This is a genomic window from Paenibacillus senegalensis JC66, assembly GCF_000285515.1.
GTDB lineage: Bacteria > Bacillota > Bacilli > Paenibacillales > NBRC-103111 > Paenibacillus_L > Paenibacillus_L senegalensis.
The window spans coordinates 493,054-517,201 of record NZ_HE610959.1 but is presented as its reverse complement, the minus strand read 5'-3'; the positions used below and the strand labels follow the sequence as shown (position 1 = coordinate 517,201).

The window sequence follows — 24,148 nt, the reverse complement described above, 5'->3', positions numbered from 1 at the left end:
AGAAGGATGCTTAATAGGGCTGAAAGAATCAAACTACAGAAAGCAGGGACGGCTATGACGGACTCTTCATTTTTTAATACGATTGAAGAAGCAATAGCGGATTTGAAGTTCGGCAAAGTCATTATAATTGTAGATGACGAAGATCGCGAGAACGAAGGTGATTTCTTCGCACTGGCCGATAAAGCAACTCCGGAAGTGATAAATTTCATGATTACAGAAGGGCGCGGCCTGGTCTGTGTCCCTATATTGGAAGAGCGGGCAAGGGAGCTGGATCTTCCGCCGATGGTAACCCGCAATACCGATTTCCATGGCACTGCGTTCACCGTTTCCATTGATCATAATTTGACGACAACCGGAATTTCTGCACATGAACGCTCTCTTACGATCCGGGCGATGATCGATGATAAAGCGCGCGCAGATGACTTTCGCAGACCGGGCCATATTTTCCCGCTTATTGCGAAAAAGGGCGGGGTGCTAAGACGGGCAGGGCATACGGAGGCGGCTGTAGATTTGGCCAGAATGTGCGGCTCTTATCCCGCAGGTGTTATTTGTGAAGTGATCAAGGAAGACGGCTCGATGGCTCGGGTGCCCGATTTGAAGGAGATTGCCCGCAGGCATAACCTTAAAATGATTACGATCCAAGACCTTATCCACTATCGCAATGAAAAAGAAAACCTGGTCAAGCGAGAGGTGGAGGTTAAGCTTCCCACCGATTTTGGAGTCTTTAACACGATTGCTTACACGAATGAAGTGGATAACAAGGAGCATATCGCTATCGTTAAAGGAGAGATTGACGGCTCGCAGCCTACTCTGGTTCGCGTCCATTCTGAATGCTTGACTGGGGACATCTTTCATTCCCACCGCTGTGATTGCGGCCCTCAGTTGGAAGCCGCTTTGAGGCAAATTGACGCCGCCGGTAATGGGGTGCTGCTGTACATGCGCCAGGAAGGGCGAGGAATTGGCTTGATAAACAAGCTAAAAGCCTATAAACTGCAAGAAGAAGGTTTTGATACGGTGGACGCTAATCTTAAGCTGGGATTTGCTTCTGATCTGCGGGATTATGGAATCGGCGCGCAAATATTGAGAGATTTGGGCGTTCGCAAGATGAGGCTTTTGACCAATAACCCGCGGAAGATTAAAGGGCTTGAAGGCTACGGGCTGGAAGTGGTGGAGAGAGTCCCTATTCAGATGCCGGAGAATGAAAGCAACAGCCGTTATTTGCGCACCAAAAAAGCGAAGCTGGGACACCTGCTTAATTTTAAAGAAACCGAAGAGGAGATGAAGTAACCATGACGAAAGTATATGAAGGTCATTTAGTATCCGAGAAAGCCCGTTACGGAATTGTTGTAGGAAGATTTAACGAGTTTATAACCAATAAGCTGCTGAGCGGGGCTTTAGATTCTCTTAAGCGTCATGGGGTTGCGGAAGACGAGATCAGTATTGCCTGGGTACCCGGTGCCTTTGAAATCCCTTTGATTGCCCAAAAAATGGCCGAAAGCGGAAACTATGATGCGGTTATTACGTTAGGCGCGGTCATCCGCGGCTCAACTCCGCACTTTGATTATGTTTGCAGCGAAGTGTCCAAAGGTGTTGCCGCCATCAATTTGAAAACCGGAGTGCCTACTATTTTCGGCGTTCTGACTACGGACTCGATTGAGCAGGCTGTGGAGCGTGCCGGAACGAAGGCTGGCAACAAGGGCTGGGAGGCTGCTTCGGGAGCGATCGAGATGGTCAATCTTATTAAACAATTGCAGGCTTAATGGGCGTATTGGATTATTTTGAGCTGGATACTTTGCTGTTTCGGGCAATCGCATTTGTTTTATTAATTACTCTGCATGACTGTTTACTGGCGTGGGCAGCTAAGCGGCTCGGTGATCCTGCAGCGGCTGAGCAGGGCCGGGTGAGCTTCAATCCCGGACGGCATCTGGACCCGTTAGGAACGCTAATGGTGCTGTTCGGGCCTTACGGCTGGAGCCGCCCCATGGCGATCCGCCAACCTGTTGAAAGCCAATCAGGCAAGCTCGTAAGAGCGGCTGCTGTGTATGCTGCAGGTCCGTTAATTTACGCGCTGATTGCTGTTCTGAGCAGCTGGTGGTTTCTTAGTTTGCCGGATATGGGCGGCGGCTCGCTAACGCTGCTGTGGACTGGCATTCTCCAGTATATATCGATCACTGCCACGCTGCTTGCGATCATGAATCTGATTCCCCTTTATCCGATGGATGCATGGAGGCTTGTGCGGAGTGCTGTATCGGGGGAAACTGGCGTCAAGCTTGCGGCCAAAGAAAAATGGCTCCTTATCTTTTGGGTGGCTCTTCTTACACTGCCCTTTGGACGAAACATGATAGAGGCCGTATACCGGATTGCCCATTCGTGGATTACCTCGGTTTTGCCGTTATAACATGCTGTAAGCAATGGAGGGGAAGCTAAGCATTGAAGGTAACTTTTAAACTTGAATCATTCGAAGGTCCCCTTGATTTGCTGCTGCATTTAATCGATCAGGCCGAGGTGGACATTTACGATATCCCGATCAGAATGATTACGGACCAGTATATGGAATATCTGTCAATGATGCAGGAGCTGGAGCTTGAGGTGACGAGCGAGTTTTTGGTCATGGCGGCCACGCTGCTGTCAATCAAAAGCAAGATGCTGCTTCCGAAGCCCCCTGTTATCGAAATGGATTGGGAAGGCTATGAAGAGGAAGAAGACCCGCGGGCGGAGCTCATTCAGAAGCTGATCGAATACCGTAAATACAAGGGAATCGCCGATCATCTGAAAGAAAAAGAGATTGAGCGCAGCCTGATCTATACCCGTGAACCGGAGGATCTTACAGCGTACATTCCGGATGTCCAGGTGAATCCCGTGGAAGGCCTGCATGTAGCCGATCTAGTCTGGGCATTCAAGAAAGCCCTTCGCAAGATGGCGGACCGGACACGGGTATCGAAGATACGGCGTGACGAAATCTCGGTCAAGGACCGGATTAGCGAAATTTATGAGCAATTAAGCGGACGCAAAGGCAAAGTGCTATTCTCCAAGCTGTTGGCCCCGGGCTTCAGCAGGGAAGAGCTGGTCGTTACATTCCTTGCGCTGCTTGAGCTTATGAAAATGAAGGCTATTGTGTGCTATCAGCACCGCTTGTTTGATGATATTGTTATTCAAGCAAGGGAGAATGGAGTAAGAAACGATGCAATTACAACAGATGAAATCGATTATTGAGGGTCTCCTGTTTGTTGCTGGAGATGAAGGCCTTGATAATAAGCAGCTCGCGGAAGTGATGGAACTGGATGCCAAGGACATTCAGGAAGTCGTTCGCGCTATGCAGAGCGAATTTCGCGAAACCGGCAGAGGCATTCAAATTGTTGAGATGGCCGGAGTGTATCAGCTGACTACCGTACCGGAGCATGCGCCTTATTTCGAACGTCTGGCTTATTCGCCTAACCGCACTTCGTTGTCCCAAGCCGCTCTCGAAACGCTGTCCATCATTGCCTATAAGCAGCCGATTACTAGAGTGGAAATTGAGGAAGTAAGGGGTGTAAAGTCTGACCGTGCGCTGCAAACGTTAGTAGCCAAGGAATTGATTGAAGAGAAAGGCCGGGCAGAAGCAATTGGAAGACCTATCTTGTATGGCACGACCAAGCAATTTCTCGATTATTTTGGACTAAGCAGTCTCGATCAGCTGCCGGATCAACAGCAGTTTGATGAAGAGATTGACTTGGAAGAGGAAACAAGACTGCTGTTTGAGAAAATGGACGTACAGCAGCTAACCATAGATGATGTCGACAAAAAGTAAGGTCGGCATTAAGGAAACAATTGGTTTTTGATATGGTATATTTTTCATACGTTATGCTCATAATAAACTCCATTCAGGCTATTTAGCGAATTGGAGTTTTTTTGTTTTTGTCGAAGCAGGAAGGGAGGAGGTTCCCATCGTCTGGTGGTGGATTGCGGCTGTTGTCATATTAGCGGCTTTGGTATTAATCTTAGCCAGCTTTGTTCATATAAACCTGTACATCAATCGCGTTCAGGATCAGGACCAAATCTCTATACAAATAAAAGCTTTATTTGGCTGGATTCAGTATCGGTATGATATTCCGCTGATCCGATTTGTCAGCTTGGCTGAGGGGATACAGCTGAAGACTGAAGAGAATAACAAAAATATGCCTTTACCCGACAAGGACAAGGCTGCCAAGATCACTTGGGATAAAGTCGCCAGATCTTTTGATCAATCTATGCGCATATTTCATCAATTTTACGGGAGTTTGCATTGGCTCAAGCAAACCTTGAGGAAGTTACAGGTTACGGAATTCAACTGGTATACCCGGGTTGGAATGGGCGAAGCCCCGGAGACTGCAGTGCTGTCCGGCATGATTTGGGCTGTGAAGGGAACGATAAGCGGGTGGATGCTTCACCATGTCATGATGATGAAAACACCACAGCTGGCTGTCGTCCCCATGTATAACCGGACACTTTTTTCCACTGAATTGGCCTGCATAACGAAAATCCGCACGGGCAATGCTATAATAGCCGGACTTCAGCTGCTGGCTCGTAAGAGATTAGTGAAGGGAGGATTTAAACGATGGCAGATCATCCGATTCAAGGGTTAATGAAAACGGCAATGGAGAACATCCGCAACATGGTGGATGTGAATACGATCGTAGGCGATCCCGTAGAAACGCCAGACGGAAGTGTGATTATGCCGATCAGCAAGGTGGGATTTGGCTTTGCGGCGGGGGGCAGTGAATTCACAACAGAGCCTTCCCGCAACACCGGTGCGGCTCCTATGGATCATGCAGAAGTTTCGCTGCCATTTGGCGGTGGAAGCGGCGGCGGTATTTCCATTACACCTATCGCGTTCCTTGTTGTAGGAACTCAAGGGGTAAAAATCGTACCACTGGATAATCAAACCCATTTAATCGAGCGCTTGATTGATTCCGCGCCACAGGTCGTGGAAAAAATTCAAACGATGGTTCGAGGGAATAAGCAGAATGAGCCTCACCTGGATACTCATCAAGATGAGCTTCAACCCCTTGCCTGAAGCGAAAAACAAGCTGCCGTCCTATTGGCAGCTTGTTAATTGTTGTACGCCCGGCATGGGCGTTAAGCGAGTACTCCCGCGTAAAAACTACAATTTATCTTCCTTTTGCAAACGCTCATACAGAAAATCGACAATATGGAGGGCTTTCATCGTGTTGCCTAAATTCTCACGCTCAATGCCAAGCTTCATTTGCAGCAGGCAGCCCGGATTGCTCGTTATTAAATAATGGGCATTGGTTTGCTTGACATCCTCCATTTTGTGATCGAGGATTTGCGTAGCCATCTCCGGCTGCAAAATGTTATAGATTCCGGCCGAGCCGCAGCATTTATCAGCATTTCTAAGCTCGGTAAATTGAATGTTTTCCACGCTTTTCATTAAAGCTCTGGGCGCGCTGCCGCCTCTCATAACATTGCGCAAATGGCAGGAGTCCTGGTAGGTTACTACAACTTTAGGCTTCCCATCTGCAGCAGCAGCAACAGGTACATCCTCGGGACGCTGTTTTGTGCCGACTCCAGTGAACTTGGTCGCTCCCTTTAGCTGTTCGGAAGGAAGCTTGGCCTTATCCAGCGATTCCCGCTCCACGGAAACATCTCTGAAGACAGGCAGCTGTCCTTTAGTTACAATAAGCTCACTTATATCGAGGACACGCTCGGCAAACCATTTGCCGTGCTCCGCCCATTCCTCATCGTCTTGCAGCAGGTGATCATACTCCATCAGCAGCGCTCCGCACCCGCCAGCATTGGAAACGATATAATCGACGTTCGCTTCCTGGAAAGCGCGGATGTTGCGCTTGGCCAGCTCCTTGGCTGTCTCCATCTCTCCACTGTGGGCGTGCAGCGCCCCGCAGCAATTTTGCGCTGGCGGCAAAATGACATCAAAGCCGGAAGCGGCCAGCAGCTTAACGGTACGGATGTTGGTTTCTGTGAACAGCACATCCATAATGCAGCCGCGAAACATCCCTACCTTAGCCACAGCCTGGCCGTTCTCAGCCGGATAAAATGTGCCAAGCTGCTCCACGACTCCGTCCGATTGGGCCTCTGGCAGGATAGCCTCCATTTGTCTCATCGATTCGGGGAACAGTTTCAGCATCCCGCTTTTTCTTGCTGCCCATTGCAGACCTGTTTTTTGATATAATTTCAGCCCCAGTCCGACAAGCTTCATTCTTTGCTGCTTGGGGAATACGTGTTTGAACATAACGTTCCTGGCCAGCTTTACATGCCGCGGATGCTCGGTATGCTGTTCAATGGTCGCTCTTGCTTGCTCAAGCAGATGTCCGTATTTGACATCGGAGGGACAAACCGGCTCACAAGCCCGGCAGCCAAGACAGAGATCAAGCTGGTCCTTGAAGGCTTGATCCGGCTCCATCAAACCGTCTGCTACAGCTTTCATCAAGGCGATCCTTCCCCGGGGAGAAGCGGCCTCAATACCGGTTTCGGTATAAGTAGGGCAGGCCGGCTGGCAAAATCCGCACCGCATGCAATTAGTCAGCTCTTCATAATCGAGATTTACCTTTAACGCTTCGGCCAAGGCTTGCGTACTGGAAGAAGCGGCAGTGAGCTTGCCGGTTTTTTCGGCTTTCACTTTTGAATCACCACTCTTTTGCGAGATTCCTTGGCAAATATTTTGCCAGGGTTCATGATGTTGTTCGGATCGAACGCCTTTTTAATTCCTTTCATTACTTCTATACCGGCCTGACCGACTTTCCATTCCAGATAAGGAGCTTTTACCATTCCGACGCCATGCTCTCCAGTAATCGTGCCCCCCAAGCGGATGGCCGCTTCGAAAATTTCGGCGAATGCTTCCTCCACCCGGTGGATTTCTTCCGGGTCTCGTGCATCGGTCGGGCAGGTCGGATGCAGGTTGCCGTCACCGGCATGACCGAAGGTGCAAATATGGACATTGTATTTTTTTGCGATCTCATTAATGGCTAGTACCATTTCTGCAATTTTGGAGCGGGGCACCGTGGCATCCTCCAAAATAGTCGTCGGCCGTATTCGCGCTAAAGTAGACAAGGCGCTGCGGCGAGCGGTCATCAGCTTTTCCGCTTCAGCGGCGTCACGGGCCATCTGCACCTGATCGGCGCCTTCCTCGCGGCATATGGCGACGATTTGCTCGATATCCTTTTCAACGACACCCAAATCGGCGCCGTCCTGCTCGATTAGCAGAAATGCCTCCATATCCAGCGGCAGGTCAAGCTTATTAAACTCAGCGACTACACGCAGCGTGGCATTATCGATAAATTCTAATGTGGACGGAATGATGCGGTTGCCTACAATGCTGGATACGGTACGGGCAGCGGCGTGAATATCCTTGTACATGGCGAGCATCGTTTTCTTGTACTTGGGTGCGGGAAGCAGCTTCAGAGTGGCTTCGGTAAGGACGGCCAAAGTGCCTTCCGATCCGACGAGAAGCTTCGTCAGGTCATAGCCGGCAACATCCTTATAGAGCTTGCCGCCGGTACGGATGATTTCTCCGGACGGAAGCACCGCTTCCACACCAAGAACAAAATCTTTCGTCGTACCGTATTTCAAGCCGCGCAGGCCGCCGGCACATTCCATAATGTTGCCTCCAATAGTCGAAATAACCATGCTGCTTGGATCCGGCGGGTAGAACAAGCCGAGCTCCTCCAGTGCGGTATGGAACTGTTTAGTGTTCAATCCGGGCTGAACCGTTGCGGTCAAATTGTCCTGGTCAATTTCAAGCAGCCGGTTCATACGGGTCATCACTAAAACAATTCCGCCCTGAACGGGAACGGTACCGCCGCACAGATTAGTGCCTGCTCCCCGTCCGACGATAGGAACACGGTGTTCGTTCGCGATTTTCAGAATGGCGGATACCTGTTCAGTAGACTCGGGATACATAACGGCATCGGGCATCGCCTGGACCATGGGAGTCGCGTCGTAGGAGTGGGTGACGAGTGATTCCGGATCATCGCGGAAGCCTTTGTCACCGGTTACAGCAAGCAGTAGTTCACGGACTTTAGGGTCGAGCATGTTATAGTTAAACCTCCACTCTAAATTAATCAGGTCATCTGATGACTTTTTCTAAAGTATAGCGTATGATTAAATAAATGTATAGAACAATTGGAGGATTTGCCGTCTAATGGAAGTAAAACAAGTGAAACCCCAAAAAAGTTATGAGATCGTGATGAATGACCTCAAGTCCCGGATCGAATCAGGGGAGCTGCTCCCGGGCATGAGGCTTCCTTCCGTCGTGGATCTGGCAATAACCTATGGAGTAGGCCGCTCCACCTTAAGAGAGGCGCTAAGTGCATTAAAAGCAATGGGATGGCTGGAAATTCGTCAAGGGGGAGGAACATTTGTCTGTACGGAGCTGCCAGCCGAACCGGCAGGCGATGAAGGAGCCGCATCCCTATTTCATCAGACCCAGTCACTGAAGGAGCTTATGGAGATTCGGAAGCTTCTCGAGACCGGCAGCGCCTCCCTGGCCGCCCGCAATCGCACGGAGGAGGATTTGCGGAGGCTCGAAGACATCGTTCATAAGATGCGGACAGTGGTCCATGACGATGGAGCGGGGGAAGAGGCGGATGTGGAATTCCATCTGCTTGTAGCCCGGGCTTCGCACAATACTTTGCTGTTTCAAATGATGGAGTCTCTTCATGACAAATTGCAGGAAAGTATTAAAGAAACCCGCAAACTGTGGTTTTATGGCGAGCGGGCGGCTGCGGAACGATTGGCTGCCGAACACCTGGACATTTATGAGGCAATTCGCCTGCATGATGAAGAAAGAGCTTCCTCGCTTATGCAGAGCCATCTTGAAAAGGTAGAGAAGGTGCTGTCTAAGCTGTTTTAGAAGAAAGTCTTGTAGAGCATAACGGAATCGCGAAAAAAGCTGCAAAGCGCTTGAATTCCTGAATTCAGGCGGTTTTGCGGCTTTTTGTTATGCTTCGTTCGGCACGCGGCGGACATGTTCTACTCGGACAAAGCATATAATAAGCCAACAATATCCATTCTAAATTCGTACAAGAAAACCATAGAGCACAGGAGGAAAACATGAACAAATGGATCGCCGGAGTACTGCTTGTCACCTTGTTCAGCCTAATCTGGCCGGCTGCTGAATCTGTAGTTGAAGCCGCGCCGCCACCCATTTACACAAATGCCGAGGCTGCTGCTTTGATCGATGTCACATCGGGAAGAATCCTGCACAGCAGCGGAGGTGACAAGCCGATGCGAATAGCCAGCCTGACCAAAATTATGACAGCTATTGTGGCCATTGAACACGGAGAGCTGTCTGATTCCATTACGGTAAGCAGGCGGGCCTTTGGCAAGGAAGGCTCATCCATTTACTTGAAGCTGGGTGAGGAGATGAGTCTCCATCATCTGCTGTACGGACTTATGCTGCGGTCGGGCAATGATGCGGCAGTAGCTATCGCCGAGCATGTCGGCGGCTCGCTTGAAGGGTTTGTTTATTTAATGAATCAAAAAGCTGAAGAGCTGGGAATGGATAATTCCCAGTTTATGAACCCGCATGGTCTGGATGAGGAAGGCCATTATTCGACGGCAAACGATATGGCCAAACTGACCGCATACGCTCTGAAAAATCCGGTTTTCCAAGAAATTGTCAAAACTGAAAGGAAAAGAGTATCGCGAGCGGATGAATCATGGGATACGATCTGGTACAACAAGAACAAAATGCTTCATTTCTACGAAGGAGCAGATGGCGTCAAAACAGGCTATACCCGATTGGCCAGACGGTGTCTCGTGTCCTCGGCAACCAGAAACGGCCAGCAGCTGGCGGTCGTTACCTTGAACGACCCTAATGATTGGGTTGATCATCGTGAATTGCTGGACTACGGCTTTCAATATTTTCCGCTGGAAGAAGTCGTTCAACGGGGGGCCAGCGCACAGGAGGGACTTGTATACGGGAGTTCCTTTTCTTACGCTTTGGCTGAGGGCGAGCGGGAACAGCTCGAAAGGCAGGTTACTGCTATCCCTGTTGACTCCGTTGATTATCGTTTTGGGGAAAGAGGCAGAGCGACCTTTTACTTAAATGGCAAAACGATTGGCAGCATACCGCTGTACGAAGCAAATAGCTTGCGGCTTCTCGAACAATCAGCGTCTGGTCAAGCCAATCAAAGCCAGTCAGGGAGCCTGGAGAGCTACTGGCAAAGCTTCTACCGGCTGCTAAATTCTTTATTTACGCTCAGGCGCTAGCCTTTCTGCAATAACCTTGTGAGCAGTGCAGCTTTTGATCCGACAAGGAGATAGATTTGCACTGCCTGGCAAGGGGGGGAGGATGAGGGGAATGGTGAATTTCATTTGGTTGTTTTTTATCGTGTGCGGATTCGTGGTTGCCGCCATAAATGGAAATATGGAGGCGGTCACGCAGGCAGTGTTTGACGGAGCCAAATCCGGAGTAAGCATATGCTTCGGCCTGATCAGCATACTCGTTTTTTGGCTTGGAATGATGCGGATTGCGGAGGATGCCGGTCTATTAAAGATGCTGGCCAGGCTGCTCAGGCCTATAGTTAAATATTTGTTCCCGGATGTACCCGACAACCACCCTGCACTAGGCTACATTATGTCTAATATGAGTGCCAACCTGCTCGGGCTGGGCAATGCGGCCACGCCAATGGGCATCAAAGCAATGCAGGAGCTGCAGAAGCTTAATCCAAATAAGGATTCTCCAAGCGCTTCGATGGCAACCCTGCTGGCGATTAACACGGCCAGTATTACCTTGATTCCGACAACCCTGATCGGCATCAGGTTAAACTATCAATCGGCCAATCCGGCTGAAATCGTTGGCACTACCCTGCTCGCGACAGCGATAGCCACATTCGCCGCTATTATCCTTGACCGTTGGTACCGCAAGCGCTCTATGTCCAAATCCACCTGAAAGGAAGGGCCGTCATGTATTCGATTATTACATTGATTTCCGCATGGGCCATTCCCGTCATCATTGTGTTTATTCCTTTATTCGCCGCGTATCGTAAAGTGCCGGTCTACGAATCGTTTGTGGAAGGGGCTAAAGATGGCTTCCAAACGGCCATTTCGATTATTCCCCAGCTTGTAGGGATGATGGTCGCCATCTCTATCTTTCGCGCATCCGGTGCGATGGAGCTGATGGTAGGCATGATGAAGCCTGTTCTGGACTGGTTTGGGGTTCCCGGAGAAATTATGCCGCTCGGCATATTGCGGCCGTTGACCGGCTCGGGCTCCCTGGCATACACCGCTGATTTGATCCAGCAGTTCGGACCTGACTCGATGATTGGCAGAATAGCATCGACCATTCAAGGAAGCACGGACACCACCCTGTATGTGTTGACCGTTTATTTCGGGGCTGTCGGCATTCGCAAAGCCGGGTATGCGCTTAAGGTTGGATTATGGTCGGATGTGATCGGTTTCATTGCAGCGATTGTAATTTGTTTCCTGGTTTTTGGTTAAACTAGATAGTGACAATCGTTTATTCAAGGGCGGCTGTTTGCAACAGCGGCTCTTGTTTGTTGTACATGTCAATATGAACCATCACATTCTCTTGTGATTTTTACAAAGGATGGTATCATTAGTTTTGAGGTGAAGGCTAATGACAGAAAGACTACAAAAAGTACTGGCCCAGGCCGGTATAGCTTCACGCAGAAAATGCGAAGAGTATATAACCAGCGGCAGGGTAGAAGTTAATGAGCAAGTGGTTACCCAGTTAGGGGTAAAGGTGGATCCGGAGCAGGATGAAATTAAGGTCGATGGACGTCCTATCCGGCTGCAATCTAAACTATATTTGGCCTTCTATAAGCCCAAGGGCGTCATCAGCAGTGTGAAGGACCCCGAGGGACGGAAAGTCGTAACGGATTTTGTACAACAAATCAACCAGAGAGTATATCCGGTAGGGAGACTGGATTACGATACAGAGGGACTGCTGCTGCTGACCAATGACGGGGAATTCGCGCAGCTGCTGACCCATCCGAAGTATCATATTCCTAGAACCTATCATGTAACGGTGAAGGGTGTGCCGCATGGGGATGTGCTGGAAAAGCTGAAGCAGGGTGTAGAGCTCGATGACGGGATGACGGCGCCTGCCGAGGTGGAATACCATGATATCGATCCGGACAAGAACCGCACCGTGCTCACCATGACGATCTACGAAGGAAGGAACCGTCAGGTGAGAAGAATGCTGGAGGCGGTTAAGTTTCCTGTTGTCAAGCTGAAGCGAGTGCAATTCGGGCCGATTTACCTTGGCGGCCTTTCACGCGGCCGATATCGGGAGCTCTCCCAGGACGAAGTCAAACAGCTGAAAGCGGCGGCAATGGAGTCACACAATGTTCAAAATACAAAATAAGCGCAAGCCCTTATTTTAGTTATAATGAAGAGGGTAAAGCACTCCTCTTTTTTGAATTGAATGAAGGTGATGAACTTGAAAAAAAGCAGAAAGTGGATGCAGGTTATAATATTGGGCGCCGTTCTCATTCTTGGCGGCTGGACGATTATCAACGGTCTGACACAAGACAGCGCGCAGGCTAAACCGGGAAACGAAGCGCCGGAGTTTGAACTGGTCGGGTTGGATGGAGAAATTCATAACCTATCAAATTATAGAGGCAAAGCGGTAGTTGTCAACTTTTGGGGCACATTCTGTGAGCCATGCCGTGAGGAAATGCCGGATATCCAAAGTCAATACGAGAAATGGTCTGATGATGAGGTCGTCTTTCTCGGGCTTAATCTGGGGGAGAGCCGGGTCACAGCCCAAAATTTCGTAAACCAGATGAAGCTGACTTTTCCGATTTTGCTGGACAACCAGAGAATGGTTGCACGCAACTATGGCATTACCCATTATCCATCCACGGTGTTTATCAGGCCTGATGGCAAAATCGATCATATTCGGGTTGGCCTGATGGATGAGCAGTACATCGAGGACAGTGTGAAAAAGCTCGTTGGATCATAAGCATGTCTGCTTTCACCTGACTTTAAAAGAATGGACAGGCATCCGGATGGGGACACGGAGGTGAAGGGCTTGATAGAAAATACGAAGTGCGAGTGCGGTCACCAGAATCATCTGGGGACCGTACTTTGTGAATCATGCGGTAAACCTCTTTACGATGACCATGGAGACGAAGTGCTGGAGATGAGATATGACGGGGTGGCCCGAAGGTCGCAGAAGCAGAACCCGTCATGGATCGATAAAATCTGGAGATTCTTTTCTTCGGTAAAGGTAGCGGTTTACCTGATCATTATAACGCTGCTTGGAGCTATATTGGGCAGTATTTACCCGCAGTCAAATGTTTTCATTAACAATTTTGACCCATCGACCTATTACCGGGACAATTTCGGTACACTGGGCCACATTTATTATTTGCTTGGCCTTCATAAAACGTATGAATCCTGGTGGTTTCTCACCCTGCTGTTTATGATTGGAACCTCTCTTGTCGTCTGCAGCCTGGACCGGGTTCTGCCGCTTTACCGCGCTCTGAAGAAGCAGCAGATCCGCAAGCATGAGAAATTTCTAACCAGGCAAAAGGTAACTTATCAAAGCGAGATTGCGGAAATCCGCACAGAAGACGATGCTGAGGCTTGGGTAGAAAATATGGCCAAGCGCTTGCGCAAACGATTTTATCGCGTGCATACCGAAGGCTCGGCATTGCTGGCTGAAAAATACCGTTTTAGCCGCTGGGGTCCATACATCTTGCATATCGGACTTATTATTTTTTTGATGGCGGCATTTATGCGCAGCCTGCCTGGCTGGCAAATGGATCGCTATATGGGCTTCCTGGAAGGACAGACCGTGCAGATTCCTGACACTAAGTTTTTCCTCAAGAATGAAAAGTTCACGGTAGAGCTCTATTCCCCGGAAGAAATGTCCGAGGAATTCAGAGCTAAAGACCGTGCGGCCTTCAAGCTGTTTCAAACTAAGGCGGTGCTGTACGAGTGTACGGAGCATTGTAATGACCCGTCCCGGCGCGTACTCGAAGAGGTGCACCGTCATGATATTGAGGTGAACCACCCGCTCGTCTATGAAGGGCTGATTATTTATCAATTCGATTTCCAGCAAACGCCGAGGCTTTTGTCGGTTAGCCCAAGCATTACGAACAAGCAAACCGGAGAAAGCTACGGGCCTTTCTATCTATCGACTTACGATCCGCAGACTCATTTTGAGGTTGGGCCTTATTCACTGGAATTAAAAGGGTACTTTCCTGATTTCGCTTTGGACAGCCGCGGCGAACCGATCACCCAGTCAGCGGATCCGAATGCTCCGGCATATATCTTCACCGTTAAAGGACCCGCTTTAGCGCCCGATGGAGAAATTTTTATTTATTTTCCACGGGAAGTGGATAAAAACAGTTTCCGCCAAGACGATTTAAACGGAGAGCTTGCACAAAAAATCGAAATCTCCGCCGGCTCTATGGAGAATGTTGAAATTGCTGATTTTACCAGCTACTTGAACGTGAGAGTAGACCGCGCGATGCCTTACATTTGGATTGCCTGCGCAATCTCCATGATCGGCTTAATTATGAATTTTTACTGGCAGCACAGGCGTATCTGGGTAAGGATTGATGGGCAAAGGCTGCTTATCGGAGCGCATACGAACAAGAACTGGTTCGGTTTGCGCAAAGAGGTAGCGGATGCTTTGGAGCATAACAATATCAAGGTTGATCCGAAATCGTTGAACAATGGAGGGAACTCGTCTTGATCGATTCAATCGCGTCCTATAGCGGAACATATTTGATGTTCGCTTTTATTTTATATTGTTTTGCGTTTGTTGCTTATGCTGTTGCTTTAGCTGGACAGCGGTGGAGCGGAAGAAGCCCGGAAGAGCATAAGAACCGCTGGGGAAAGATCGCTATTGTTCTAACGGTTAGCGGATTTGTGCTGCATCTGATGTTTTTCTTCACCAGATGGTATATCAGTCATATCCCCGTCAGTAATATGTATGAGTTTATGACGTTCTTGTCGATGATGATCTTCCTGGCCACCATTATCGTATATTTGCTTTATCGCAACCTGCTGCTTGGTGCATTTGCTGTTCCGGTAGGGATTCTGATCATGGCCTATGCTTCAATTTTTCCGCGGGAAATTCAGCCGCTGATTCCGGCTCTGCAGTCGATCTGGCTTAAAATCCACGTGACGATGGCAGCTGCCGGGGAAGCCTTCTTCGCGGTAGCGTTCGCTGCTGGACTTATGTATTTGATCAAAAAGGTTGATTTTCGGGCAAAAACGAAAGCGGCCAAGTGGGAACGCTTTGGCGTAGAGCTGACGATATTCAGTATTCTGATGATTCTCGCTTTCGTTGCTGTCTCCTTCTCGTTTAACAGCGCCGGTTACCAGGCACGCTTTGAAAAGCAAATGACCCAGGTTGTGGATGGGGAACAGCAGGTCATTACCCGCCAGGAGGTATACGTCATTCCTCCGCTAGTTAAGCCTTATGGCGGAACAACGCTGGAAATGAAGCCTTTCCTGGGCATGACCGAGCCTTTGTTCGAAGCTCCTAAATGGATGAACGGCCAGGATGCAGGCCGGCAGTTCAATACGGTGATTTGGTCCTTCATAGCAGGACTTGCTGCTTACGGCCTGCTTCGCCTGTTGTTCCGCAAACCGCTTGGCCTTGTGATTCAGCCTGTGCTGGGAGAAATTGATGAGGAAGACATTGATGAAATGAGCTACCGGGCTATAGCTATCGGATATCCGATCTTTACGTTAGGTGCCTTGATCTTTGCAATGATTTGGGCTCATGAAGCGTGGGGACGCTTCTGGGGATGGGACCCGAAAGAAGTATGGGCGCTCATTACATGGCTGTTTTATGCGGCCTACCTGCATCTTCGGCTTTCGCGCGGCTGGCAGGGCAAAAAATCGGCCTGGCTTGCTGTTCTAGGTTTTGTCGTAGTGTTGTTTACACTGGTTGGCGTTAATCTGCTAATCTCGGGACTTCATTCCTACGCCGGTGTATAATAAATTTAGAAATGCAAGCAATTATTATGGAGAAGAGGGGAGTGGCCTGTGATGACGGAATCCCAGACAACAATTCTCGTCGTGGATGATGAAGAACGCATTCGCCGGCTGTTAAAAATGTATCTCGAAAAGGAAGGCTACCAAATTGAGGAGGCTCAGGATGGCGAAGGGGCGCTGCAAATGGCGCTGGAAAAAGATTATGATTTGATTCTTCTAGATCTAATGCTTCCGGGGATTGACGGGATGGAGGTATGTACCCGGCTCCGCCAGCATAAGTCAACCCCGGTGATTATGCTTACGGCAAAAGGTGAAGAAGCTAACCGGGTACAGGGATTCGAGGTTGGCGCGGACGATTATGTAGTAAAGCCGTTTAGCCCGCGTGAAGTGATTTATCGGGTAAAAGCTGTATTGCGCCGCTCCTCAGCTACGGCTTATTTGTCCAAGGATGAAGTGTCGAGCAACAATATCGTATTCCCTCATCTCGTCATTGAGCATGATGCCCATCGTGTGACAGCAGGCGGAGAAGAAGTTACGCTCACTCCTAAGGAATATGAGCTGCTCCACTATTTGGCCAGCTCGCCGGACAAGGTGTTTTCCCGTGAAGAGCTGTTGAAAGACGTATGGAATTACGAATTTTTTGGCGATTTGCGAACAGTGGATACGCACGTAAAAAGGCTTCGTGAGAAATTAAATAAAGTATCTCCTGAAGCGGCATCCATGATTACTACGGTGTGGGGAGTCGGTTATAAGTTAGAGGTGCCCAAGTAGTGACTATATTTAATAGTGTAGTAGGAAAGCTTTGGATGACGATCATAGGCCTGGTGGCTGTTGTGCTAATCATTCTGGGCTTCTTCCTGTTTCAGTACATCGACACCAGCATCCCCAACGTCAGTAATCAAAAAACGAATTTAATTCGTCTCACTAACCAAATATCACAGGATTCTTCCTACCATACTGCCGAAAGCGGCTATTATACTGCCATGAGCGATCTGCTAGCGACACAGGATGCGGGAATGACCCTGATACAGCAAGGGGAGTATTCGGCGGACGAACTGTTATTTATTACGGGGGAAAGAGCGGTGACGCTGGGTGATCTATTGTCACAAGAGAGCCTGGACGATCTATTCATGACAGGGGAGCTTCTGTCCGGACAATTCTCCAGCAGTGTCAATCCATGGCACGGCGGTTATATTTTTGCTGCGAGAAAGATTGAAGCTTCAAATGCAGGGGAGCCTGACCAGGCAGTCATCGTCTATCAGTCGATGCAATCGGTTGAAGACACGCAAATGTATGTTAAACGTTTGTTTGCTCTGGTTTCCTTAATGGGCTTCCTGATGACCACCTTTTTTGCCTTTTTCCTGATTACGCGGATTACCCGTCCGCTCACAGAGCTCAAGAAAGCAGCCGATTCAATTACCCGGGGCGATTACGGCAAACGGGTGCCGGTCCTTTCCTCGGATGAGATCGGAGAACTGACCAAGACGTTCAACCTGATGGGAGAGCAGCTGGAGGGAACGATTCAGGATTTAAATCATGAGAAACAGAACCTGGCCAGCGTACTCCATAGTATGGGTGACGCAGTTATTTCGTTTGATAATGATGGCCGCATCATTTTTATTAATCCGTTAGGCGAGCGCGTACTGGAGGAATGGACGGGGCTTTCCTGGGAAGAAGATGCCCATGAAGCTTCTGCGCAAGAGATGCCTGGCAGCATCCCGGAACCGCTGCAGGAGCTCTATCAATCGGCTGTCCGGGAAATGCGCGGAATCAGCTCGCGGCTTCATGTGAAGAACAATGTGTGGTCCGTCGTGCTTGCTCCTTTGTACGCCGGTGATCAAGTGCGCGGCATCGTCGCCGTGCTGCGTGATGTGACGGAAGAATCCCGCTTGGAGTCTCTCGGCAAGGATTTTGTCGCCAATGTTTCGCACGAATTAAGAACCCCTATAGCTATGTTGCAAGGGTATAGCGAAGCCTTGCTTGACGATATGGCCACATCGGTGGAAGATCGCCAGGAACTGGTTCAGATCATTCATGACGAGTCGCTTCGAATGGGTAGGCTTGTTAAGGATTTGCTGGATCTGGCGAAGATGGAGAATGGCCGAATGGAGATGAAACTTGCGGAGGTGGATGTGTCCTCCCTGATGACCAGGGTTCACCGCAAGTTCTCTGCCTTATGCAAGGAGCAGGAAATCGGCTTGATCTTGGATATTCCGGATAAGCCGCTGCTGTTGGAGCAAGGGGATGAAGACCGGCTGGAACAGGTAATGACGAATTTGCTGGATAATGCTATTCGCCATACCCATGCCAATGCCAACATTTACATTCGGGGAATGGAAGAGAACGATGGCAACCACCTTCGCATAGAATTTGAGGATGAAGGAGAAGGCATACCCAAGGAAGCACTGCCTAACATCTTTGAAAGGTTCTATAAAGCCGATAAGGCGCGAACAAGAGGGGCCGCCGGGGGGACGGGCTTAGGTCTGGCTATCGTAAAAAATATTATCGACGTTCATCAAGGGACGATAACCGTAGACAGTGAATTAGGACAAGGTACGACGTTTTCCATCCTTCTTCCGGTGGAAAGAAGATGACTAGACAAAGGAAAGGCTTCTTCCGTTAGCGGAAGAAGCCTTTTTTTTGTAGAATAATAGAGACTATTCTTGTTGTTCGTGAAACAATATACAGCTAGACAATAATTTGCTTAACCGTGGAAATCTCGGGCAGCCCGGTTAATTCCTTTAACACTTGGTCCGGAGCCTGTCTATCGATGGTTAGAATCATAATGGCGGCGCCCCCGGCCTCCTTACGCCCCACCTGCATAGAGGCAATGTTGACGTCATTGCTGCCAAGCAGCGTGCCCACCCGACCGATAATTCCAGGCTTATCATGGTGAGAAATTAGCAGCAGCGCGCCTTCTGGTGTCGCGTCTACCGTATATTGGTCGATCGTTACAATTCTTTCGCCGTAACCTTCCAGAAGTGTTCCTGACAAGGACCGGGTTTCTTTATCGGTTTTTAGAGTGACAGTAATCAGGTTAGTGAAGCTTTCTGCTGCCGATGTTTTTTGCACGACCAGCTGAATATCTCTAAGCTTCGCCATGTGCAGCGCATTGACAATATTGACATCGCTGCCCAGATGGTTGCCGAGCAAGCCTTTAACAATGTAGCGATTAAGCGGTGAAGTATCTACATTAGCCAGCTCTCCGCTGAATACGACGGAAATTTCCTTGACCGGCCCTTCCGTAATTTGTCCTGCAATGCGCCCCAGCTTCTCCCCAAGGCCCAAATAAGGCTGCAGCTTATTCATCACCATAGGAGGAACAGCAGGCATGTTAACAGCATTCTTGAAAGGCTCGTTTCTCAAAATGTGCAGCACTTCCGCAGCAACATCTATGGCCACATTTTCCTGCGCCTCTACCGTGGATGCGCCAAGGTGAGGCGTTACGATCATTTGCGGGCGGTTCAGGAAAGGATGATCGGGCGCCGGCGGCTCCTCGACAAATACGTCAAAGGCTGCACCTGCTACTATGCCTTCATCAATGGCTTCGACCAGTGCTTCCTCATTAATAATACCACCGCGTGCGCAGTTGATAATCCGCACGCCGCGCTTCATCAGCTGAAACTGGGGGCGGTCAATCAAATGCCGGGTTTCCTTGGTAAGCGGGGTATGAACAGTGATGAAATCAGCATGGGCAGCTATTTCGTCAACGGAAGATAGCTTGACTCCCAGCTTGTCGGCTCTTTCCTCGGTGAGAAATGGATCATAGCCGTATACTTCCATGCCAAACACCTTGGCTCTTTTGGCCACCTCGCTGCCGATGCGTCCCATGCCAACGATTCCGATGATTTTGTTGCGGAGCTCTACCCCGACAAACGCTTTGCGATCCCATACACCGGAGACTGTCTTCTGATAGGCTTGAGGAATTTGCCGTGCGACAGCCATGATCATCGCAAATGTCAGCTCGCAGGTGGCGATCGTATTTCCGTCCGGAGCGTTAACGACTACAATGCCATATTGAGTAGCCGCGTCCAAATCAATATTGTCAACACCAACTCCGGCTCGGCCGATCACTTTTAGTTTCTTGGCTGCCTTCATAATAGCCGGTGTAACCTTGGTTTGGCTGCGGACGAGCAGGGCATCATACTCGCCAATAACGGACAGCAATTCTTCCTCGGAAAGTCCGGTTTTCTTGTCAACGATGACATCCTCTGCCTCACTTAGCTGGCGAAGTCCAAAATCGCTGATTGGATCAGATACTAATACTTTAAACATGCTTAATTAACCTCCTTGATGTATTGAAAACAGTAGAGTTCATAAGAATAAGCCTAACGAGCAAGAGGGTGGAGCCGATCTGAACGGGAATGCCGACGAGGGCGACCTAAAAAAACTCCCGCCCTTCTATACAGCTTACCTGTATAGAAGGGACGAGAGTCAGCTGATCGTGGTACCACCCTTCATTCGCTGCTTACTTGCGTAATACAGCCTCATGGCCTGAAAATCAGGCCGGAAATTTAACGGTTTCCCATCCGATTATGCCTACTGCCGAGGAACGGCTGGTTCAACATAATAACTCCGGAATGCTCCACATAAAGCATCACCACCGGTTTGCAGCAACCACCGGCTCTCTGTAGGCTTCTTTATGCTTGGTTCCTTCATGGTTTGTGCGGATATGCAATTGTAAGCTGCCGCTGGTTGAATAAAAGCCTTCGGCGCGCCATGTTTACTTCCTCGCGGGTATACATTTATTGAAATGAATCCGATAGAAGTTTTTACATAATGTAACATGGCGGTCAAGCAGTGTCAACTATTAAATAAAGACTATTTTGTGTCAAGCTCGATTTGCTGTACACAACAGAAGGCCGCGGCTTGAATTTGTTCCTTCTTTTCGCTATTCTGCAAGTAAAGCTTACGACAACTAGGATGTCAAGATAAGGGGAATATATGAAAAAATGGAAGTTTAAAAAACCGCAGCTTCAGCCGCTGGATATCAATAATTTGGACCCCCGCTTGCTACTGATCAATGTATATTTTACGCAACTGCTATGTCTGCTGCTGGCTATTATTTTAATACTGTTTCAAAGAGACAATCCTCTGTTAGGCCTTTTTCTGTGGACAAACGGATGGCAGCCCGTGTATTGGGGAGTAGGCTTGGCGGTAGCCGTCATTGCTGCCGATTTGCTTCTTACCCGCTGGGTTCCGGAGGAAATGAGCGATGATGGGGGAATTAATGAGAAGCTTTTTAGGACGCTGCCTTTGTGGCATATCATCGCGCTCTGTTTTGTCGTCTCCGTTTGTGAGGAACTGCTGTTCAGAGGGGCCCTTCAGCATTGGTTTGGACCGTACTGGACAAGTATTCTTTTTGCCCTTATTCATGTAAGATATTTAAGGCATTGGTTAATGACCGGTCTCGTTTTTAGTATCAGCTATGCATTAGGGTGGATTTACATCCAAGCTGGCACGCTGTGGGCGCCTATTATTGCTCACTTTGTTATTGATCTGGTCATGGGCTGTATAATCCGCTATCAAAAAAAGGACAGCCGCTAAGGGCTGCCGGGTCATTCAAGCTCTATCTCGATTGTATCGGGATCAATGAATCCGTACCCGAGCTCTACTAATTGGGTTAGCAGCGGCTCCAGGGCTTCTGCCGTCCAGGGCAGCTCATGCATTAAAATATTACTTCCTGGATGCAGCTGCTCCAGCACATTGCTGACAACGGCATCGGGATTGTCACGCGCGGAGGCATCCCAATCCAGGGAGCCATTCGACCAGGTCATGTACAGCATGCCTTCCTCGCGAACCTTCTGGCGCAAATAGTCGTTGCCTGCTCCGTGAGGGGGCCGAAAAAATTGCGGCACCGTCCCCGTGACTTCCTCCACAATGGCTTGTACCTTCTCCACCTGTTGATCAATGACATCCGCTGGTTCATTCTTCAGATTGATATGATCCCAAGAGTGATTTCCGATTATCTGTCCCCGCTCATGAATCAGCTGCAGCAGCTCGGGATTTTGCTCAACCCGGGTGCCATTAACAAAAAAAATCGCTTTAGCCTCGAACTTGTCCAGGGTGTCCAGTAAAGGCTCAAGAGTATCAGGATGCTTCGGGCCGTCATCAAATGTCAATAATACGACCTTGTTATCCTCTTCCTCCTGCAGCGGCACGAAGACATAATTCTGATTCATCCGATAGGCTTTGGCAGGCGGTTCCAGCTCCGGCTGGGGCTCCGGTGCCGCTTCCTCATCCGCTCCATCTTCATTTTCCTTTGCAGAAGGGGAAGCTGAGGGGGGCTGCTGCACCTGATCCTGGGCTTGCGGAGGCACGCTCGGGGGCAATGCCCCTTCTTCACCCGCATTCGACTGGCAGGCAGCTGTCAGCAGCATAAGGCCAAATACTGCCAATGGAAGGGTTCGTGTCCACCAGGCTCGCGCAAGGTGCTGTTTTGACGAAGCGGCTTTAGTAGTCCTATCTTGACTTAAGGTTTGAGTCGACATCTTGATCTCTCCATTTCTAAGTGATTAAATGTTAGACCCTGAAGGGGTTGTGAACGGTCAATCTAAGTGTGGTTCTGACGGCTGCTGTTTCCTTATTTTCACGTGAATACTTTCCTAATCCGGGCAAACAATACGAAAAGAAAACCGACTAACCGATTCCAGCGGAAAGGGGACTAATCAAATGCGCATGGCAAGTTTTATTCTTGGTAGTCTGGCAGGCGCCGCCGCCACCGTCTACCTGTACAAAAATAAAGACAGGCTGTTTAATCTGACAACGGATCTGATCTTGTCCGGCTTTCAGCCGGCTGCTTCTTCTTCCCAATCTTCACAAAGACAAGCAGGGGCTCAGCCGGAAGCATCCGCAAAACAGGACCTGGCCGCGGCGAATACTTCGCATGCAGCGTTCGCAACGGGAACAACAAGTGCTCCCGCGAATAACGGGCTGGACGAGGTAAGGCAATGGGTGGCAAAAGATCCTAATCTAAGTGCTACTGTACAGGAAATTTTGCAGCATAACAATGAGCAATCCCAAGCCCATCACTAAGTAAATTACTTGACCTGGCAGCTATTTTTGAAGCTGCCAGGCTTTTTCAACCCGCCCGAAACGGATAGGCTTCATATCAGGCAGAGGCCTGTGCGCAGCTAGGAACTTGGGAGTCTTGACCGTGCAAAGGCGGCCGCCGGACAAAGAACTTGAATAGGAATGGCATTCTTAAAGTAGAACATGCTATAATACTAGTGGTATAAACATTTATACTTTAGGAAGCACAAAAAAACATAATTTTCATAATCTGTTAGTATAGAATAGCAAAGAAAGCTAGCAAGCGGGCAGATTATCGGGTTATGGAGAGCTTAAGGGGGATCCTAGTATGAAAATTGAGCGTTTGAGTACCGACAAAATCAGGATTTTCCTCACTTTTGATGATTTGACGGAACGCGGGATCCAGAAGGAAGACATGTGGAGGGAAATTCCGAAGGTTCACGAGCTTTTTAGTGAAATGATGGAGCAAGCATACTCTGAACTCGGTTTTGACGCTACCGGACCTTTGGCTGTAGAGGTGTTCTCTGTCCCCGCTCAAGGGATGGTCGTAATTGTCACAAGAGGCAAGATGAATTCCGATACGGATGACGCCTTGCTGGACGATGACGATGAGGATATGTATGAAATGGAAGTCACTTTGGAGCAGAGCGAAACCATCTCTTACGTATTTCATGATTTTGAGGATCTAATCCGTATGGCTAAGGTAATCAAACCGCTGGCCCATCAAGGAGGCACCTTGTATTCTTACCAGAATAAGTGGATTCTGCTGCTTGATCCTGACGGAATGGATGAGAAGGAACAGAGATATCAGGCCATTATCGCCGTGTTGTCTGAATATGGGGAAGCTACATCTGTGACGAGCGCTTTTCTAGATGAGTATGGTACCGTTGTAATTGCTGAAGAAGCGGTCCATACATTATGCGAGCACTTTAAGTAAACCTTGACAAGCATCTTCAAAAACTATTGTTTTTGCTGGATGCTTTTTCATTGTTCCAAAATTTAAAAATACCGGACAAGTCATGTCAGGTTAGTCTATAATTAAAGTATAATTGATGCAGGATAAAATAATCAGAAAAACCTATGGTTGAAATCCTGAGATTGATGCTATTCTATAGAAGGATATGGTAAGAGTCAGATTTCATTATCTGGCGGACATGTCATCAATGAGAGTTGTCTATCATTTGGAACGGAGTGA

The 24,148-nt window shown here is 49.0% G+C and carries 24 protein-coding genes and 1 other annotated feature; of the genes, 20 read left to right on the top strand and 4 right to left on the bottom strand.

Annotated features, from left to right (window positions below; translation table 11 throughout):
* Positions 1–54: 54 nt before the first annotated feature.
* The 7 genes from PSHG_RS14390 to ytfJ all read left to right on the top strand — a co-directional run bounded on the left by PSHG_RS14390 (position 55) and on the right by ytfJ (position 5,032).
* A complete protein-coding gene (locus PSHG_RS14390) occupies positions 55–1,287 on the top strand; it encodes a bifunctional 3,4-dihydroxy-2-butanone-4-phosphate synthase/GTP cyclohydrolase II (RefSeq protein ID WP_010273950.1) in 1,233 nt (410 codons plus the stop codon).
* Between the two features lie 2 nt (positions 1,288–1,289).
* Positions 1,290–1,760, top strand: coding sequence for a 6,7-dimethyl-8-ribityllumazine synthase (gene ribH, locus PSHG_RS14385; protein WP_010273947.1), 471 nt, complete (start codon positions 1,290–1,292; stop codon positions 1,758–1,760).
* Positions 1,760–2,398, top strand: coding sequence for a site-2 protease family protein (locus tag PSHG_RS14380; protein ID WP_010273945.1), 639 nt, complete (start codon positions 1,760–1,762; stop codon positions 2,396–2,398). The genes ribH and PSHG_RS14380 overlap by 1 nt, the downstream gene beginning before the upstream one ends.
* Positions 2,399–2,430: 32 nt before the next feature.
* Positions 2,431–3,213, top strand: a complete 783-nt coding sequence (locus PSHG_RS14375; RefSeq protein ID WP_010273943.1) for a segregation and condensation protein A — start codon at positions 2,431–2,433, stop codon at positions 3,211–3,213.
* Positions 3,182–3,787 carry an SMC-Scp complex subunit ScpB gene (gene scpB, locus PSHG_RS14370; RefSeq protein ID WP_010273941.1) on the top strand — a complete coding sequence of 202 codons (606 nt, stop codon included), beginning with the start codon at positions 3,182–3,184 and terminating at the stop codon, positions 3,785–3,787. The genes PSHG_RS14375 and scpB overlap by 32 nt, the downstream gene beginning before the upstream one ends.
* A gap of 178 nt (positions 3,788–3,965) precedes the next feature.
* Positions 3,966–4,601 carry a DUF2953 domain-containing protein gene (locus PSHG_RS29430; protein ID WP_010273940.1) on the top strand — a complete coding sequence of 212 codons (636 nt, stop codon included), beginning with the start codon at positions 3,966–3,968 and terminating at the stop codon, positions 4,599–4,601.
* Positions 4,574–5,032, top strand: coding sequence for a GerW family sporulation protein (gene ytfJ, locus PSHG_RS14360; protein ID WP_010273939.1), 459 nt, complete (start codon positions 4,574–4,576; stop codon positions 5,030–5,032). Before PSHG_RS29430 ends, ytfJ begins: the two co-directional genes overlap by 28 nt.
* 87 nt (positions 5,033–5,119) lie before the next feature.
* On the opposite strand, the gene PSHG_RS14355 is transcribed toward ytfJ, so the two are convergent.
* Together PSHG_RS14355 and PSHG_RS14350 are read right to left on the bottom strand one after the other, a co-directional pair.
* Positions 5,120–6,613 (bottom strand): (Fe-S)-binding protein, encoded by a 1,494-nt coding sequence (locus PSHG_RS14355; protein WP_010273938.1) that lies wholly within the window; start codon positions 6,611–6,613, stop codon positions 5,120–5,122.
* Positions 6,610–8,025: an FAD-binding oxidoreductase gene (locus tag PSHG_RS14350; RefSeq protein WP_010273937.1), complete on the bottom strand. Its 1,416-nt coding sequence runs from the start codon at positions 8,023–8,025 to the stop codon at positions 6,610–6,612. Before PSHG_RS14350 ends, PSHG_RS14355 begins: the two co-directional genes overlap by 4 nt.
* A 109-nt stretch (positions 8,026–8,134) precedes the next feature.
* On the opposite strand from PSHG_RS14350, the gene PSHG_RS14345 reads away from it, so the two are divergent.
* From PSHG_RS14345 to PSHG_RS14300, 10 genes are all read left to right on the top strand, one after another.
* Complete coding sequence (locus PSHG_RS14345; protein ID WP_010273936.1) at positions 8,135–8,845, top strand: FadR/GntR family transcriptional regulator; 711 nt, start codon at positions 8,135–8,137, stop codon at positions 8,843–8,845.
* Positions 8,846–9,045: 200 nt separating this feature from the next.
* A complete protein-coding gene (locus PSHG_RS14340) occupies positions 9,046–10,206 on the top strand; it encodes a D-alanyl-D-alanine carboxypeptidase family protein (RefSeq protein WP_010273935.1) in 1,161 nt (386 codons plus the stop codon).
* A 91-nt stretch (positions 10,207–10,297) separates the two neighbouring features.
* The gene (locus PSHG_RS14335; protein WP_010273934.1) at positions 10,298–10,888 is read left to right on the top strand and encodes a nucleoside recognition domain-containing protein; all 591 of its coding nucleotides are present in this window, start codon (positions 10,298–10,300) and stop codon (positions 10,886–10,888) included.
* 14 nt (positions 10,889–10,902) lie between these two features.
* Positions 10,903–11,436, top strand: a complete 534-nt coding sequence (locus PSHG_RS14330) for a spore maturation protein (RefSeq protein WP_010273931.1) — start codon at positions 10,903–10,905, stop codon at positions 11,434–11,436.
* Positions 11,437–11,575: 139 nt separating this feature from the next.
* Positions 11,576–12,325: a pseudouridine synthase gene (locus tag PSHG_RS14325; protein WP_010273929.1), complete on the top strand. Its 750-nt coding sequence runs from the start codon at positions 11,576–11,578 to the stop codon at positions 12,323–12,325.
* Between the two features lie 75 nt (positions 12,326–12,400).
* Positions 12,401–12,925 (top strand): redoxin domain-containing protein, encoded by a 525-nt coding sequence (locus tag PSHG_RS14320; RefSeq protein WP_010273927.1) that lies wholly within the window; start codon positions 12,401–12,403, stop codon positions 12,923–12,925.
* Between the two features lie 69 nt (positions 12,926–12,994).
* Positions 12,995–14,668, top strand: coding sequence for a cytochrome c biogenesis protein ResB (gene resB / locus PSHG_RS14315; protein WP_026021384.1), 1,674 nt, complete (start codon positions 12,995–12,997; stop codon positions 14,666–14,668).
* Between the two features lie 35 nt (positions 14,669–14,703).
* Positions 14,704–15,924, top strand: coding sequence for a cytochrome c biogenesis protein CcsA (ccsA, locus tag PSHG_RS14310; protein ID WP_042122091.1), 1,221 nt, complete (start codon positions 14,704–14,706; stop codon positions 15,922–15,924).
* A 51-nt stretch (positions 15,925–15,975) separates the two neighbouring features.
* A complete protein-coding gene (locus PSHG_RS14305; protein WP_010273920.1) occupies positions 15,976–16,692 on the top strand; it encodes a response regulator transcription factor in 717 nt (238 codons plus the stop codon).
* On the top strand, positions 16,692–18,515 hold the full coding sequence (locus PSHG_RS14300) for an ATP-binding protein (protein WP_026021382.1): 1,824 nt from the start codon (positions 16,692–16,694) through the stop codon (positions 18,513–18,515). The genes PSHG_RS14305 and PSHG_RS14300 overlap by 1 nt, the downstream gene beginning before the upstream one ends.
* A 94-nt stretch (positions 18,516–18,609) precedes the next feature.
* Here the strand turns inward: PSHG_RS14300 and serA are convergent, their stop codons facing one another.
* Complete coding sequence (gene serA, locus PSHG_RS14295; protein WP_010273915.1) at positions 18,610–20,196, bottom strand: phosphoglycerate dehydrogenase; 1,587 nt, start codon at positions 20,194–20,196, stop codon at positions 18,610–18,612.
* A gap of 145 nt (positions 20,197–20,341) precedes the next feature.
* Positions 20,342–20,589, bottom strand: a binding site (T-box leader).
* A 276-nt stretch (positions 20,590–20,865) separates the two neighbouring features.
* Between serA and PSHG_RS14290 the strand changes: the two genes are divergently transcribed.
* Positions 20,866–21,468 (top strand): CPBP family intramembrane glutamic endopeptidase, encoded by a 603-nt coding sequence (locus PSHG_RS14290; RefSeq protein WP_010273913.1) that lies wholly within the window; start codon positions 20,866–20,868, stop codon positions 21,466–21,468.
* 11 nt (positions 21,469–21,479) lie between these two features.
* Here the strand turns inward: PSHG_RS14290 and PSHG_RS14285 are convergent, their stop codons facing one another.
* Positions 21,480–22,412: a polysaccharide deacetylase family protein gene (locus PSHG_RS14285; protein ID WP_235782058.1), complete on the bottom strand. Its 933-nt coding sequence runs from the start codon at positions 22,410–22,412 to the stop codon at positions 21,480–21,482.
* 181 nt (positions 22,413–22,593) lie between these two features.
* On the opposite strand from PSHG_RS14285, the gene PSHG_RS14280 reads away from it, so the two are divergent.
* Both PSHG_RS14280 and PSHG_RS14275 read left to right on the top strand, forming a co-directional pair.
* Positions 22,594–22,956 carry a hypothetical protein gene (locus PSHG_RS14280; RefSeq protein ID WP_010273909.1) on the top strand — a complete coding sequence of 121 codons (363 nt, stop codon included), beginning with the start codon at positions 22,594–22,596 and terminating at the stop codon, positions 22,954–22,956.
* Positions 22,957–23,281: 325 nt separating this feature from the next.
* Positions 23,282–23,890 carry a genetic competence negative regulator gene (locus tag PSHG_RS14275; RefSeq protein ID WP_010273907.1) on the top strand — a complete coding sequence of 203 codons (609 nt, stop codon included), beginning with the start codon at positions 23,282–23,284 and terminating at the stop codon, positions 23,888–23,890.
* Positions 23,891–24,148: the final 258 nt, after the last annotated feature.

Bases quoted from the DNA above. Each gene is read 5' to 3' on its own strand.
- PSHG_RS14390 (WP_010273950.1), top strand. From the start codon at position 55: ATGACGGACTCTTCATTTTTTAATACGATTGAAGAAGCAATAGCGGAT.
- ribH (WP_010273947.1), top strand. From the start codon at position 1,290: ATGACGAAAGTATATGAAGGTCATTTAGTATCCGAGAAAGCCCGTTAC.
- PSHG_RS14380 (WP_010273945.1), top strand. From the start codon at position 1,760: ATGGGCGTATTGGATTATTTTGAGCTGGATACTTTGCTGTTTCGGGCA.
- scpB (WP_010273941.1), top strand. From the start codon at position 3,182: ATGCAATTACAACAGATGAAATCGATTATTGAGGGTCTCCTGTTTGTT.
- ytfJ (WP_010273939.1), top strand. From the start codon at position 4,574: ATGGCAGATCATCCGATTCAAGGGTTAATGAAAACGGCAATGGAGAAC.
- PSHG_RS14350 (WP_010273937.1), bottom strand. From the start codon at position 8,025: ATGCTCGACCCTAAAGTCCGTGAACTACTGCTTGCTGTAACCGGTGAC.
- PSHG_RS14345 (WP_010273936.1), top strand. From the start codon at position 8,135: ATGGAAGTAAAACAAGTGAAACCCCAAAAAAGTTATGAGATCGTGATG.
- PSHG_RS14340 (WP_010273935.1), top strand. From the start codon at position 9,046: ATGAACAAATGGATCGCCGGAGTACTGCTTGTCACCTTGTTCAGCCTA.
- PSHG_RS14335 (WP_010273934.1), top strand. From the start codon at position 10,298: ATGGTGAATTTCATTTGGTTGTTTTTTATCGTGTGCGGATTCGTGGTT.
- PSHG_RS14330 (WP_010273931.1), top strand. From the start codon at position 10,903: ATGTATTCGATTATTACATTGATTTCCGCATGGGCCATTCCCGTCATC.
- PSHG_RS14325 (WP_010273929.1), top strand. From the start codon at position 11,576: ATGACAGAAAGACTACAAAAAGTACTGGCCCAGGCCGGTATAGCTTCA.
- ccsA (WP_042122091.1), top strand. From the start codon at position 14,704: ATGTTCGCTTTTATTTTATATTGTTTTGCGTTTGTTGCTTATGCTGTT.
- PSHG_RS14305 (WP_010273920.1), top strand. From the start codon at position 15,976: ATGACGGAATCCCAGACAACAATTCTCGTCGTGGATGATGAAGAACGC.
- serA (WP_010273915.1), bottom strand. From the start codon at position 20,196: ATGTTTAAAGTATTAGTATCTGATCCAATCAGCGATTTTGGACTTCGC.
- PSHG_RS14290 (WP_010273913.1), top strand. From the start codon at position 20,866: ATGAAAAAATGGAAGTTTAAAAAACCGCAGCTTCAGCCGCTGGATATC.
- PSHG_RS14285 (WP_235782058.1), bottom strand. From the start codon at position 22,412: ATGTCGACTCAAACCTTAAGTCAAGATAGGACTACTAAAGCCGCTTCG.
- PSHG_RS14280 (WP_010273909.1), top strand. From the start codon at position 22,594: ATGCGCATGGCAAGTTTTATTCTTGGTAGTCTGGCAGGCGCCGCCGCC.
- PSHG_RS14275 (WP_010273907.1), top strand. From the start codon at position 23,282: ATGAAAATTGAGCGTTTGAGTACCGACAAAATCAGGATTTTCCTCACT.